Consider the following 13,395-nt stretch of genomic DNA (forward strand, 5'->3'; position numbering starts at 1 on the left):
CGGGACCGGGTCGCGATCCCGGCGGCACCACAGACGGTCGGGGCTATTCGGCCTTCTTGCGGCCGTCCTCGAGCGCCTTGGTCCAGGCGTCACCGGCCGAGAGCTTGCCCTGGTCCAGGGCGACCAGGACGTCCTCGAAGGCCGTCCGGACCTCGTTGTTCTTCGCGCCGAACGAGACGGGCTTGAGGTTCAGCGCGGTAGCGCCGAAGATCTCACCGACGGGGGCGTTGTTGAAGTAGTCGTTGACGAACCCCTTGACGTCGGGGTTCTCCAGCGCCTGCTGCGACGACGGCAGACCGCCGGCCGTCTTGAACTGCGCGACGAGCGCCTCGGGGGTCGTGAGGAACTTCAGCAGCTCCACGGCCTCCTTCGGGTGCTTGGACTGCGCCGGGACGGCGAGGAACGAGCCGCCCCAGTTGCCGCCGCCGCCCGGGGGCACCGCGACGTCCCACTTGCCCTTGTAGGCGTCGCCGGCCTTCTCCTTGATGACGCCGAGCATCCACGACGGGCAGGCCATGGTGGCGAAGGTGTCGCGCTTGAACGCGGCCTCCCACGGCTTGTCGAAGGTCTTGAGCTTGGCGGTCAGGTCGTCCGCGTGGAGCTGGGCGACGAAGTCGAACGCGGTCTTGACGGCCGGGTTCTTGTCGGCGATGTAGGCCTGCGAGGCGTCGAAGTAGGTGAAGCTCGTGCCGGCTCCGGCCTCCTGCGCCAGGCGGGTGTTGAACAGGCTGGTGGGGCCGTCCACCCACTTGGTGCCCTTGACCTTGCTCTGGAACTCCTTGCCCTTGGCGATGAAGGCGTTCCAGTCCGGCAGGAGCTTGGAGACCTCGGCGCGGTCGGTCGGCAGGCCGGCCTTGGCGAACAGGTCGGTGCGGTAGCACAGGCCCATGCCGCCGACGTCGGTGCCGAGGGCGATCTGCTTGGAGCCGTCGGCGCTGGAGCCCGCGGTCCACTTCCACGGGATGAAGTTGCCCTTGACCTCGGCGGCGCCGTACTGGTTCAGGTCGAGGAACTTGTCGGGCAGGCTCCGCATGCGCGGCATGATGCCCTCTTCGATCATCACGATGTCGCCGGCGCCCGACCCGGTCTCCAGGTACTGCAGGAGCTTGGGCACGTAGACCTTCTCGTGCTCCTTCTCGTTGCGGTGCTCGATCTTGACGCCCGGGTGGCTGGTCTCGTACTGCTTGAGCAGGTCGAGGAAGCCGACCGTGCCGAAGCTGTCGACGGTCAGCTTGATCTCGGACGCCTTGGTGCCGCCGTCGCCCTCCTTGTCGTCGGAGCAGGCGGCAGTGGTAGCGGCGAGGGCGCCGGCCAGAATCGCGGCGATCACGGCGGATCGACGGGTGAACTGCATGGGGATGTTCCTCCCAGGACGGGGGTGGGGTGAAGACGGTGCTTGCCAGCACCTGTGGGAGCGCTCCCACGCATGGAACAGCCCCGAGTGAGATCACGTCAAGTGGCCGATATCCAACCGTTATCCCGGAGAAGACCAAGCAAGCGCTTGCGTTGGAAGATGTTTCGCGTTAGTTTCCTCACATGCCCTCGGGACTGTTCTTCCAAGTGATCGTCGAACTCTCCCGGGCCCGAGCCCGTCGCCTGCGGGGGAAGGATCGCGCCCCTTCCGCCGCAGGCGGCGTCCACGTCTCGGGCCGTTCGGCGCACGTCGCACGCGGCGGCGGGACGCGTCGCTCCCCCGTCCGGGTACGGTGCGGCCGATGACCCGCCAGAGCTTCTCCGGCCGTGCGGCGATCGCCGGTATCGGCATGACCGAAATCACCCGTGCGTCGGGGGTGACGCCGCTCGACCTCGCGCTGACGGCCTCCCGCGCCGCGCTCGACGAGGCCGGGATCGACCGGCCCGACGCGATCCTCAGCTACCACCTGAACGACTCCGCTCCGGTGCTCTACCTGGCGCGTTCCCTCGGCATGGACGAGATCGGCTGGCACAACGAGATCTACGGCGGCGGCACCCAGTGCGCGTCGATCCTGGCCGACGCCGCGATGCTCGTGGCGAGCGGCCTCGCGGAGAACGTGCTGGTCTACCGGGCCCTCAACGGCCGCTCGGGCCGGCGCATGAACACCCTCGGGCTCAAGCTCGGCGAGGGCACCGAGGAACAGTTCACCCACCCCTACGGCATGGCCGGCCCGGTCCACCAGTTCGCGCTCGCGGCGCAGCGGTATCTGCACGATAGGGGCCTGACCGAAAACCACCTCGCGGAGGTCGTCATCCGGTCGCGGGCCAACGGCGCGGCCAATCCCCGTGCCCTCGTCCGCAAGCCGATGACGCTCGAGGACTACCGCGCCGAACCCATGATCGCCTCACCTCTGCGGCGTTCGGACTGCTGCCAGGAGACCGACGCCGGCTGCGCCCTGGTCGTCACCGGGCCGCGTCCCGGGGCGCCGCGCATCCACGCCGTCGTGCGCGGGGGCGGTTCGGGCTGCTCGACGATGGACAAGGCCGAGGACGTCACGCGGATCTTCGCCCACTACGTCGCGGACCGCCTCTGGGAGGCCGCCGGGATGAAGCCCGCCGACATCGGCTCGGCGCTGCTCTACGACGCCTACAGCTGGCTCGTCCCACGCCAGCTGGAGGACTTCGGGCTGCTGGCCCGCGAGGACCTCAAGGACGGCCTGAGCGCCGCCCTGGACCGCGTGAACCCGCACGGCGGCCTGCTGTCGGAGGGGTACGTCCACGGGCTCAACAACACCGCCGAGGCCGTCCGGCGGGTCCGCGCCACCGGCGTCCCCGCCCTGGTCACGGGCTTCGGCGGCAGCTACGGCTCCGCCGCGGTCCTCACCCCGGGATAGCGGAGCACGCGAAGGCCCCCGGCGCATGCGCCGGGGGCCTTCGCAACGTGTGCTCTAGTGGACGACGATGCCGTCGAACATGACCTTGAGGTAGTGGTCGGACAGGCCCTTGGCGTTGAGCCGGCCGCCCGGGCGGAACCAGCGGACCGCCACCCAGATGGTGTCGCGGATCATGCGGTAGGTCAGCTTCGGGTCGATGTCCTCGCGGAACGTGCCCGTCACCTGGCCTTCCTTGATCGCGGTGATCCACATCTTCTCGACCTCGTCCTCGGCCTTGGTGAGGTACTCGAAGCGCTCCAGGCCCTTGAGGTAGTTCCAGTCGTTCTGCATCACCGTGATGGCGGCGCGGTGCGGTTCGAGCGTGTTGAAGGCGATCCGCACCAGCGAGGCGATGATCTCGTACGGGGTGCCGCCCTCGTCGATCACCGCCCGGTTCTGCGCCATCAGCTCGGTGAAGAAGTTGGACAGGATCTCGTCCACGATCGACTCCTTGGAGTCGAAGTGGTGGTAGAGGCTGCCCGACAGGATGCCCGCCTCGTCCGCGATCTCACGGACGGTGGTGGCCTGGAAGCCCTTCCTCGCGAACAGTTCCGCCGCCAGCTTGACCAGGTGGTCGCGGCGTTCGGAGGCGAGCGCGGGGGTTCCCTTGGCACGCCGACGACCGGTCGTGCCCTCCTTCGCGGGAGGCTTCGCCCGGCCGCTGTTCGTCGAGGTAGTCACCGTTTCACTATAGCAAGCGCTTGTTACAGCAGGTCACGAAATCAGGTACTGTACGGCCACCCTTTCGGCGACCGCCGGGGTGATGCATTCGGCGATGAACGCCTGGTGGTCCGGGTGGTCCCGGTAGGTCACGAAATCGGCGTTGGAGTCGAAGTCCGCGACGACCACGAAGTCCTTGTTCCCCGGATTGATCCCCGCGCCGTACTCGTACCGCCTGATCTGCGGAATCAGCCCCGGCAGCCGGGAGAGTCCCCGCGGGATCGCCTCGATCTGCGCGGCGGTCGCGTCGGCTCGGTAGGTGAACATAACGACGTGTCTGATCATTCCTCCAGCTTAAGTCCGGAAGCGGCCCTGGCAGATCCGGGACCGGAGGGGTCAAAATCAGATAATGGACAGGCCCCGCAACTCCCTCGCAGCGCCCGTCGCCGGTGTGGCGATCCTCATCGCGGTCCCCGTCGTCGACGCTCCCGGCTGGCTGCACCGGCTGTCGTTCGTCGCCACGGGGCGGCCGCTCGCGCCCGAGCACGCGCTGCTGCTGGGGCTCGCCGTCCTGATCGCGGCGCGCGGGCTGATGCTGGGCCGCCGGGCCGCCGCGTACGGATTGCTGCTGGTGGTCGGGCTCGGGGTGCTGGCGGCGGTCGCGGGCGAGGACCCGCTGTGGCGGCTGCCGCTGCTGCTCGTCGCGGCCCTCGCGCTGCTGCGGACCCTGGAGTCGCTTCCGGTCAGGCCGCATCCCTCCCGGGTGCGGGCGGCCCTGCGGACGGTCGCCACCGTCGTGCTCGTCGCGGCCGCCGCGTGCCTGCTGTTCGCCCGGGTTTCGGTCACCTCCCTGCCGCACGACGCGGTGGCCGGGCTCGGTGGCAGCCTGGACGTCGAGGGCGCCTCCTGGCTGCCGATCGCGCTCGGGCTGCTCGGCTGGATCGGGCTCATCGCGGCCGTCCAGCTCCTGCTCGCCCCCTCTCCCGCGCCGGTCCCCGGCGACGAGTCCGAGCGTTCGCGGGTGGCCGAGCTGGTCGCCGAGCCGGGCTCGGGAACGCTCGCGCCGTTCGCTCTGCGGCAGGACAAGACCTACGTGTTCGCTCCGGGAGGGCGGGCGGCCATCGGGTACCGGGTGCTGTTCGGGGTCGCGGTCGCGGGCGGCGACCCGGTCGGCGACCCCCGGTCCCACGCGTCGGCGATGGGGGCGTTCCTGGCGATGTGCCTGCGCAACGGGTGGCGTCCCGCGGTGCTGGCGGCGGCCTGCGACTGGCCCGGGATGAAGCAGATCGGGATCGGCGACGAGGTCGTGCTGCGGCCGCCGGAGTTCACGCTGTCGGGCCGGTCGATGCGGAACGTGCGGCAGGCCGTCCAGCGGACGGTCAACGCCGGGGTGACGACGGAGGTACTGCCGGAGAGGGAACTGTCACCCTCGCTGAGGGCCGAACTGCGGGAGATCGCGCGGCTGTCCCTGGGCGGAGCGGCCGAGCGCGGGTTCTCGATGAACCTCGACGAGCTGCTGACGGGGCGCCATCCGGGCTGCGTCGTCGCGGTCGCCCACGCCGGCGGCCGGGCGGTGGCGTTCCAGCGGTACGCCTCCTGCGGCTCGGGCCTCTCCCTGGACGCGATGCGCCGCCACCCCGACGCCCCGAACGGCGTCCACGAGCGTCTCATCGCCGACCTGGTCGCCCAGGCCCGCGTCCCCGAGGTCTCGCTGAACTTCGCGGCCTTCCGCGAGCTGCTCGACACCAAGGACCGCACCGCGGCCGAGCAGGTCGGCTACCGGGTCCTGCACCTGCTCGACCCGCTCATCGCCGTCGAGTCCCTCTATCTGTTCAACCGCAAGTTCCGCCCGTCGTACCAGCCGCGCAGCGTCGTCTTCCGCTCCTGGTCCGACCTCGCCTGGGTCGCCGCGGCGCTCCTCACCCTCGAGTTCGGCCGCACCGCTCCCCCGCGCGCCGAAGCCGTCACGGCCCCCGAGACCCGGCTCGAGCACCCCTAGAGCCCGTTTCGGGCCCCTAGCAGGACGCATGTCTCGCCCGCCCAGGAAGGAGCTGCTACATTACCAAGCGAGCGCTTGGTACATACGACGGTATAGGAGCGACGCGACACCATGAAGTTCTCGACATTTCACCTCTTCCACCGTTTCCCTGGCCAGAGCGCGAAGGACGTGTACGACTACCAGATCGAGGTCGTAGAGCTCCTGGAGGAACTGGGATTCGACGGGGTGTGGCTGGCCGAGCACCACTTCCGCGACTACGGGCAGATCAACAACATCTTCACGATGCTGGCGAACCTGGCCGCCCGGACGGAACGGCTCAGGCTCGGCACCGGCATCGTGGTCCTCCCCCTGCACAACCCGATCCGCGTCGCCGAAGAGGCCGCGATGGTCGACATCCTGTCCAACGGACGGGTGCAGATGGGCGTGGGCCGCGGTTATCAGGCCATCGAGTTCGAGTCCTTCGGCATGTCCCTGAGCGAGGCGCGCGACCGGTTCGACGAAGCACTGAACATGATCATTGAGCTCTGGACCGGCGACGACGTCCATTTCCAGGGCAAGTTCTACGGCTCGGGCCACCCCATCACCCTGGCGCCCAAGCCCCTCCAGACCCCGCACCCGCCGATCCACATCGCCGCCGTCTCCCCCGAGACCGTCGAGATCTACGCCGCCCGCGGACTTCCGATCATGGTCGACCACGGGACCCCCTTCCGGAAGATCGCCAAGGCCGCCGAGACCTGGCACGCCACCGCCGCCGCCCACGGCGTCGACTCCGACTCCGTGGAGCTCATCGCCGCACGCGCCGTCTACGTCGCCCCCACGATCGAGCAGGCCCGCGCCGACCAGGCCCGGTTCGAGGAGTCCTTCGACCGCAAGCGCATCTTCAACGACCAGAGCGCGCCCATCGACTCCAAGACCGGCGCCATCGCCAAGGGCTTCGAGTACTACGACGGCAAGTACCTCAAGGGCGGCTCCGTCGGCAACGACTTCCGCTGGGAGCAGCTCGAGGTCATCGGGGACCCCGAACGCGTCATCAACCAGATCAAGATGGTCCAGGAGATGGGCTACTCCGAGATGCTGTGCGACTTCGGCTCCACCCGCCAGCTCCCCATCGAGGAGATGCGCAAGACCCTGAAGTTCTTCGCGGCAGAGGTCATGCCCGCGTTCCGCTAGTCGGCTGTGCGCAAGGAGGCGCTGAAGATGTCGGTACACCAGCTCACGCTAGGTGACGTGCTGGGCGAGCATCGCCGTGGCCGTCCGCTGGACGTCGCGGCCGTCGACGGGGACGTCCGCCTGACCTACCCGGAGCTCGACGCGCGGGTCGACCGGCTCGCGAACGCCCTGGCCGGGGCGGGCGTGGAGAAGGGCGACCGGGTGCTCTGGCTCGGCCAGAACTCCTTCCGGATCCTCGAACTGCTGCTGGCGTCCGGCCGGCTGGGCGCGATCCTGTGCCCGGCGAACTGGCGGCAGAGCGCCGACGAGCTCGCCTACGTCCTGGACGACCTCACCCCCAGGGCCGTCGTCTGGGAGGAGTCCGAGGCCGTCGCCGAGGCCCGCGAGGGCTGGTCCGGCACCGCCACCTGGCTGAAGTCCGGCGACGAGTACGAGGAGTTCCTGGCGGCCGGCGCCGACGGGGCCCCCGCGGCGCCCGTCACCGAGGACCTGCCCGTCCTCGCGCTGTACACCGCGGCCTTCGACGGCCGTCCGGGCGCCGCGCTCCTGTCGCACCGCGCACTCATCGCGCACAGCGAGGCCCTGCTGCACCAGCGGCAGATGGAGAACGGCTTCACCTTCCTGGCCTGCGGCCCGATGTTCCACGTCGGCACGAACATGTTCGTGCTGGCCACCTTCCTGCTCGGCGGCAAGAACGTCTTCACCCCCGCCTACGAGCCGAAGGAGGTCTGCCGGCTCATCGAGGCCGAGAAGTGCACGCAGGCGTTCCTGTTCGGCCCGATGATCGACGGCCTCGTCGCGGCGAACGAGGGCGGCCAGTACGACCTGAGCTCCCTGCGCTTCGTCTCCCACACCCCCGAGTGGGACGCGATGATCACCGTCGACGACTCGCCCTGGTGCGCGTCGAAGATGGGCGGCTACGGCCAGACCGAGGTCGGCGGCATGCTCACCTTCCTGGGCCTCGGCATCGGCGGCCAGGGATACGCGGGCCGCTCCAGCACCCTGGTCACCGTGCGGATCCTCGACGCGAACGGCGTCGAGGTCGCGCCCGGCGAGGTCGGCGAGATCTGCGCGCGCGGCTGGTCGCTGTTCAGCGGCTACCACAACCGCCCCGAGCTCAACGCCCAGAAGGCGATCGGCGGCTACCACCACACCGGTGACCTGGGACGCCGCGAGCCGGACGGCACCCTGACCTTCATCGGCCCGAAGCTGCGCATGATCAAGTCGGCGAACGAGAACATCTACCCGGCCGAGGTCGAGCGCGCGCTCAAGACCCATCCGTCGGTCGCCGACGCCGCGGTCATCGGCGTCCCCGACGACCGCTTCGGCCAGACCGTCAAGGCCGTCGTGGTCCTCAAGCCCGACGCCGAGGTCTCCGAGGACGCCATCATCGAGCACGTCCGCGGCGAGATCGCCTCCTACAAGAAGCCCCGCCACGTCGCGTTCACGGCGGCGATCCCCAAGAAGGGCTACACCCCCGACTACGACGCCCTCGACGCCGAGTTCGGCGGCGGCGCCTACCCCGGCTCCTGACGCTTCCTCCCCTCCCCGCCCGGGAGCCCCGCGGCCCGCCCCCCACCGCGGGGCTCCCGTATTCCCCGGCCTCAGTGGCCGGCCGTGACCGGCCCGAAGACATGGCTGCCCGGCGCCGACGGGCTGTCGCCCGCCCAGAACTCGTACCAGTACACGGCGAACTCGTCGTGCGACAGATGGCCGTCGGCGTTCAGGTCGAGCCTGCCGAACGCCTCGGTGGTGTCCGTGGGCCGCCCGTTCCACGCCTCGATCAGCCGGTTGTACTCGCCCTCGCTGATCCGCCCGTCGGAGTCCTCGTCGAGGGCCTCGAACATGGCGTCCGCCGTCGCCAGGACGGCCCCCGGAGTGCCCGGCAGCAGATCGACGGTCGCCAGGACGTCCTCGATCGTCACCCCGTCGGGCGATCCGGCGTCGTCGGCCAGCGCCGTCCACCAGCCGAGCATCACCGCCCGCAGCCGCGCCCCGTCCCCGGCCCTCCGCAGCGCGCACCACCGCTCGGCGAGCGCCTCGAAGTCGGCCGCCCGCAGCCGCCCGTCCCCATCCGTATCCATGGCGTCGAAAACCCGCCCCACCTTCAACCGCTGAAAGTCACTGGCCATTCACCCATCGTGACCAACGGCCTCGCCCGCCAAAAGTGACCACGGCGATCGGTTTCCGTGACCCCGGCCCCGTCCCCCCGGCCGCCCGGCTAGGAGAGCCCTCTACGCAACAAGACCCAGACGTGCCGTTCGACGCGGAGAACGGCTCCATCGGGGTTCTTCCCGTCACGGAGGTAGATGGCCGCACCAGCGGCGATTTCCACACAGTTTTGCGCGCCACTGTGAGAAGACCTACGCCAGGGGGTAGTGAGCCGCGAGGGCGTCGTCACGCAGAGCCTCCTCGATCAGAGCAATCTCGTTGGAGGCCTGCCGCAGCTCGCTATTGATCTATACAGGCCTTCCGTCATGAGTGTAAGGGCCATGTAAGGATCTGCCTACTGGAAGGTCACTTCTCCATCTCGTCCGCGGCCTTCAAGATCAGATCACGGGAATCGGCGGGACTGGCGGTCCAGGTACGAAGATCTTCGAACCTCTCGCGATATTCGATGATCTCCTCCTCCCGGCCGGTGAGGATGCGGCTACGGCCACGATGGTTCTCCAGGTACAGAACCTCACCGAGATCGGCGTCGAACTCCATCAGCACGATGGGGCCTCGCATGCCGTAGTGCGCGCCCTTGGCGAACGGAATGACCTCGACGGTCATGCTCTCGTCCTCGGACTGCTCGGCGATCTGCCGCAACTGCCTGGGCATGATGCTCCGGCCATGCGGGAGCGTGGCCCCCACCTGCCGCCGGATCGCCGCCTCGTCGAGGATGAAGAAGCGATACGGCCGCGGGTCGCGGTCGGCCAGGTAGTCCTGACGGCGGATCCGGAGATCGACGAGGGCGTCGACCTGGTCATCACCGAGGTCGCCGACGAACTCCCTGACGATGATCCTCGCGTAGTCCGGGGTCTGCAGGAGGCCGGGAATGATCGATGGCTCGAACTGCCGGATATAGGAGGCACCCGCCTCATACCCCAGGAGCTCGCGGAAGTCGGGGCTGTCGAGGGGGTAGTTCTGCCACCACCCGCGTTCCCTGGTGCCCTTGGCCAGACCAGTGAGGCGTTCCAATTCTGTGGCGTCCGTCACATCGTAGAGGCGGAGCAGCGCCTGGAGATCGGGGGTCGACACACTGACCGCACCCCCTTCGATACGAAGGATCTTCGAGGTCGACCAGTCGAACTGGCGGGCGACCTCCTCTTGCGTTTTACCAGCTAGACGACGCAATCGGAGGAGTTCTCCGGAAAGCATGGCCCGCTGCACGATGGGCCCCAGATTCGTCGTCATTGCCATCCCAGCTCTCCGGCCCCAAAGACCACCGACCACGCAACGGACACTTTGCCCTCAACCGCCACTCGAGCGAACGCCAGCGCGTCATACGACTCACTCGCTGGAAGCGTACCCAGCAAGCCGCTACTCCGCAGACCAGATTCAGCAAAGCGCAAGTCGCGAATCTATCACGGCGATCTGCTACCTTGCAGATAGTGCCATACAGATGGCACCCGACATATCGCAGACCCACATAACGCCGAGCACAGAACGCAATGCCTCTGCCGGCAACACGAAGGCCGCCCCCCGTTTTCTCACGAGTCCCGCCTGGACAGCTTCGAACTCGCGAGGAACCGGTGGACGGCCCCAGTACCTCCCAAGGAGGCATGTATGTGCATCTCGACTTTGCCGCTTCGAAGTGACGCCTGTCCAGCGGTTCAAGGTGAGACCTCCGTGCTCTCATGCCGACCGGTCTTCCGAACGAGCCCGCAGGAGGCATCGTGATCGGGTTTCAGGAGGCTCAGGTGAACCTCCCCGTGCATCGCAGCATCATCGGCATCGACGTGGAGAAGTCCACCGGACCCTTGCGGACGAACCCCGTCAAGCAGGAGATCCGCCAGGAGCTCTACCGGATGACCGAGCAGGCTCTGGCCGTCACCGGTATCGGCGATGGCGACCGCTGGCCCTTCGAGGACCGGGGTGACGGGCTTCTCGGGCTCATCCATCCGAATGTCCCCAAGGCTCTTCTCCTCACCAGGTTCATCCCTGAGCTGGTGCGGCAGCTGAACCTCTATGACCTGGGCCTGTCCCCCGAGGAGCGGGCGCGCCGCAGCATCAGGCTGCGCGTCGTGGTGCACGCCGGCGAGGTGCACCAGGACGAGAAGGGCTGTTTCGGGGAGTCCTTGGACGTCGCCTGCCGGATGCTGGACTCCCCGCGGCTCAAGCGGAGCCTGAGCCGGTCGGCCTCGGCTCTCGCGCTCGTCGTCTCCGAGCAGATCTACTGGGACGTCGTCCACCACGGCTACGAGGGGCTCCAGCCGGGTGGGTTCATTCAGGACTTCCACGTGCTGGTCACCGGCCGGCGGCACCGGGCCTGGACCCATCTGCCGGGAGAGAACGGAGCGAGAAGAGGCCGGTTGAAGCCGGCCCTCGCCCTGTTCTCGCCGGTCGACCTCTCGCAGCAGCAGGATCGGTCGGCCTGACCACGACGCTCAGAGGACGGCGACGGGGTTGATGGGGCTGCCGGTGCCGCCGTCGATGGCCAGGGGGGAGGCCAGGAAGAGGAAGTCGGTGCGGGTGGATGCGGAGAGGTCCTCCAGCCAGAGCATCTCGGCGAGGTAGACGCCGTGGCGCCACAGGAAGAGCATGTGGAGGTCGTCCTCCAGGGACTCGTCGGCGCCCTGGTGGGCGTTGAGGCCGCTGATGGCGGCGTTGTCCGAGGCGACCATGCAGACGTCGCGCTCGGCGAGCCAGCGGCCCGCGTCCGCGGACAGGCCCGGCTGCCCGGACCAGTACTTCTCCGGGGAGTCGTACCAGGCGAGCGGCCAGCCGGTGCGGACCACCGCGACGTCGCCGGGGCGGACCTCCAGGGCGCAGTCCTCCAGGTCCTCCGCCGTGATGCGGTCGCCGGCCGCCAGGTGGGGGACGCCGCGGAACTTCGGGATGTCGAAGAAGACGCCCCTGGCGACCACCGGGCCCGCCTTGTCGATGCCGCAGCGGGTGGCGCCGTAGGAGCGGACCCGGTCGGCGGGGTGGCCGTTGTAGAGGCTGTCGCCCGACCACATGTGGCAGAGGGCGTCCATGTGGGTGGTCGTGCCGTGCGGGGTGACGATCAGGGCGTCGTCGGCCATCTTCAGGCCCGCGCCGATCGCCCGGGTGCCCGCCGCGTAGTCGCCGCCGTCCACCGACATGAAGTGCTGAGGGAGGGGGCGGCCTTTGAGATGGGGGACGGTGGTGGGCGCGGGGCTCGACGTGGAACCCTTGATCGGGAGCGAGAGGGACAGGACGCGTCCCTCGCGCACGGAGCCCGCAGCGGCGATCACCACCTCGGGGGTCAGCAGGTTCAGGGCGCCGCGCTCGTCGGCGGCCCCCCATCGACCCCAGTTGTTGGTCTCGTCCATGATGTAAGTGAACCCTTTCAGGAGGAAAGCCGATGACGGTGGTGGACGGGCAGTGCGATCCCGCGTTCCAGGGCGTCCGGGACGTCTTCGAGAAGGCCTTCGCGGAGGACCGGGAGACGGGTGCGGCCGTCGCGGTGTTCCATGAGGGCCGGGCCGTCGTCGATCTGTGGGGCGGCACCGCCGACGTGCGGACGGGACGGGCCTGGGAGCGCGAGACCCCCTGCCTCGCCTTCTCCTGCACCAAGGCCGTGACCGCGACGGCCGCCCTGCTGCTGGCCGAGCGCGGGACCGTCGATCTGGCCGCCCCGGTGGACACCTGGTGGGAGGGGTACGGCAGGCACGGCAAGCGGCACACGACCGGCGAGCACCTGCTGTCGCACCAGAGCGGCCTCGCCGCGTTCGCCCGCAGGGTCGAAGCGGCGGAGGCCGCCGACGCCGGGGCGATGGCGGAACTGCTGGCGGACCAGTCCCCGGAGTGGGAGCCCGGCACCGCGCACGGCTACCACGCCCTGACCTTCGGCTGGACGGCCGGGGAGATCGTCCGCAGGCACGCGGGACGGTCCGTCGGCGCGTTCGTCCGCGCGGAGATCTCCCCCGATCTGTGGATCGGCGCGACCGACGCCGAGATCGAGTCCGCGGCCCGCCTCACGACCCGGCAGGGCGTGCCCGGCGGCGGAAGCCGGTCGACCGAGGCCGCCGCCGACCTGCTCAGGCGGCTCGGCGAGGCCTACCTCGATCCGGAGTCGCTGTTCAACCGGGCGCTCAACAACCCGGCAACCTCCTACAACAAGCCGGTCGTGCTGCGCGGCGGCTGGCCCGCCGCCGGGATGGTCACGACGGCGCGCGCCCTCGCCGCCTTCTACGACGCCCTCATCGGCGGAAGGATCCTGAAGGAGGACACCCTGCGAGGAGCGATCCGCCGCAGGGTCGAGGGCCCCGACCGGGTCATGCTGGTCAAGAGCTCCTTCGGCCTCGGCTACATGCGGCCGTCGTCGATGTTCTTCCTGCCGCGGCGGGCCCGGGAGACGGCGTTCGGGCACACCGGGGCCAGCGGCGCGATCGGCGTCGGCGACATCGAGCACGGCCTGGCCGTCGCCTACCTGCCCAACCGCATGGGCGACCCCATCACCGGCGACCAGCGCGCACTCCGGGTGGTCGAGGCGGCGTACGCGGCGATCGGCTGACGTTCCCACGGCTCCGGTTGCCCTCGCTCCGGTGA

13 protein-coding genes are annotated in these 13,395 nt (G+C 69.3%); 6 read left to right on the top strand and 7 right to left on the bottom strand.

The genetic code is table 11. The features are described from left to right. Nucleotides 1–43: 43 nt before the first annotated feature. A complete protein-coding gene (locus tag ABD785_RS03130; protein ID WP_344821886.1) occupies nucleotides 44–1,354 on the bottom strand; it encodes an extracellular solute-binding protein in 1,311 nt (436 codons plus the stop codon). Between the two features lie 361 nt (nucleotides 1,355–1,715). Here ABD785_RS03130 and ABD785_RS03135 point away from each other — a divergent pair, with 361 nt between their 5' ends. Then, complete coding sequence (locus ABD785_RS03135) at nucleotides 1,716–2,807, top strand: thiolase C-terminal domain-containing protein (protein ID WP_344821888.1); 1,092 nt, start codon at nucleotides 1,716–1,718, stop codon at nucleotides 2,805–2,807. A 54-nt stretch (nucleotides 2,808–2,861) separates the two neighbouring features. Here ABD785_RS03135 and ABD785_RS03140 read toward each other — a convergent pair whose 3' ends face one another. Together ABD785_RS03140 and ABD785_RS03145 are read right to left on the bottom strand one after the other, a co-directional pair. Further along, on the bottom strand, nucleotides 2,862–3,527 hold the full coding sequence (locus tag ABD785_RS03140) for a TetR/AcrR family transcriptional regulator (RefSeq protein WP_344821890.1): 666 nt from the start codon (nucleotides 3,525–3,527) through the stop codon (nucleotides 2,862–2,864). 33 nt (nucleotides 3,528–3,560) lie between these two features. Beyond that, a complete protein-coding gene (locus tag ABD785_RS03145; protein WP_344821892.1) occupies nucleotides 3,561–3,851 on the bottom strand; it encodes a Dabb family protein in 291 nt (96 codons plus the stop codon). Nucleotides 3,852–3,915: 64 nt separating this feature from the next. On the opposite strand from ABD785_RS03145, the gene ABD785_RS03150 reads away from it, so the two are divergent. The 3 genes from ABD785_RS03150 to ABD785_RS03160 all read left to right on the top strand — a co-directional run bounded on the left by ABD785_RS03150 (nucleotide 3,916) and on the right by ABD785_RS03160 (nucleotide 8,208). Continuing rightward, on the top strand, nucleotides 3,916–5,505 hold the full coding sequence (locus ABD785_RS03150) for a bifunctional lysylphosphatidylglycerol flippase/synthetase MprF (protein WP_344821894.1): 1,590 nt from the start codon (nucleotides 3,916–3,918) through the stop codon (nucleotides 5,503–5,505). A gap of 111 nt (nucleotides 5,506–5,616) precedes the next feature. Then, nucleotides 5,617–6,675: an LLM class flavin-dependent oxidoreductase gene (locus ABD785_RS03155; RefSeq protein WP_344821896.1), complete on the top strand. Its 1,059-nt coding sequence runs from the start codon at nucleotides 5,617–5,619 to the stop codon at nucleotides 6,673–6,675. A gap of 27 nt (nucleotides 6,676–6,702) precedes the next feature. Continuing rightward, nucleotides 6,703–8,208, top strand: coding sequence for an AMP-binding protein (locus tag ABD785_RS03160; RefSeq protein WP_344821898.1), 1,506 nt, complete (start codon nucleotides 6,703–6,705; stop codon nucleotides 8,206–8,208). A 71-nt stretch (nucleotides 8,209–8,279) separates the two neighbouring features. Here the strand turns inward: ABD785_RS03160 and ABD785_RS03165 are convergent, their stop codons facing one another. From ABD785_RS03165 to ABD785_RS03175, 3 genes are all read right to left on the bottom strand, one after another. After that, nucleotides 8,280–8,807: an EF-hand domain-containing protein gene (locus tag ABD785_RS03165; protein ID WP_344821900.1), complete on the bottom strand. Its 528-nt coding sequence runs from the start codon at nucleotides 8,805–8,807 to the stop codon at nucleotides 8,280–8,282. Nucleotides 8,808–8,896: 89 nt separating this feature from the next. Continuing rightward, nucleotides 8,897–9,076 (bottom strand): DUF397 domain-containing protein, encoded by a 180-nt coding sequence (locus ABD785_RS03170; RefSeq protein ID WP_344821902.1) that lies wholly within the window; start codon nucleotides 9,074–9,076, stop codon nucleotides 8,897–8,899. A 116-nt stretch (nucleotides 9,077–9,192) separates the two neighbouring features. Further along, the gene (locus ABD785_RS03175) at nucleotides 9,193–10,074 is read right to left on the bottom strand and encodes a helix-turn-helix domain-containing protein (protein ID WP_344821904.1); all 882 of its coding nucleotides are present in this window, start codon (nucleotides 10,072–10,074) and stop codon (nucleotides 9,193–9,195) included. 506 nt (nucleotides 10,075–10,580) lie between these two features. On the opposite strand from ABD785_RS03175, the gene ABD785_RS03180 reads away from it, so the two are divergent. Beyond that, nucleotides 10,581–11,258: a hypothetical protein gene (locus ABD785_RS03180; RefSeq protein WP_344821906.1), complete on the top strand. Its 678-nt coding sequence runs from the start codon at nucleotides 10,581–10,583 to the stop codon at nucleotides 11,256–11,258. 9 nt (nucleotides 11,259–11,267) lie between these two features. Here ABD785_RS03180 and ABD785_RS03185 read toward each other — a convergent pair whose 3' ends face one another. Further along, nucleotides 11,268–12,179 (bottom strand): cyclase family protein, encoded by a 912-nt coding sequence (locus tag ABD785_RS03185; RefSeq protein WP_344822870.1) that lies wholly within the window; start codon nucleotides 12,177–12,179, stop codon nucleotides 11,268–11,270. Between the two features lie 29 nt (nucleotides 12,180–12,208). Between ABD785_RS03185 and ABD785_RS03190 the strand changes: the two genes are divergently transcribed. After that, a complete protein-coding gene (locus ABD785_RS03190; protein WP_344821908.1) occupies nucleotides 12,209–13,360 on the top strand; it encodes a serine hydrolase domain-containing protein in 1,152 nt (383 codons plus the stop codon). The last annotated feature ends 35 nt before the right edge of the window (nucleotides 13,361–13,395 follow it).

This window comes from Actinocorallia longicatena, assembly GCF_039534125.1.
GTDB classification, from domain to species: Bacteria; Actinomycetota; Actinomycetes; order Streptosporangiales; family Streptosporangiaceae; genus Actinocorallia; species Actinocorallia longicatena.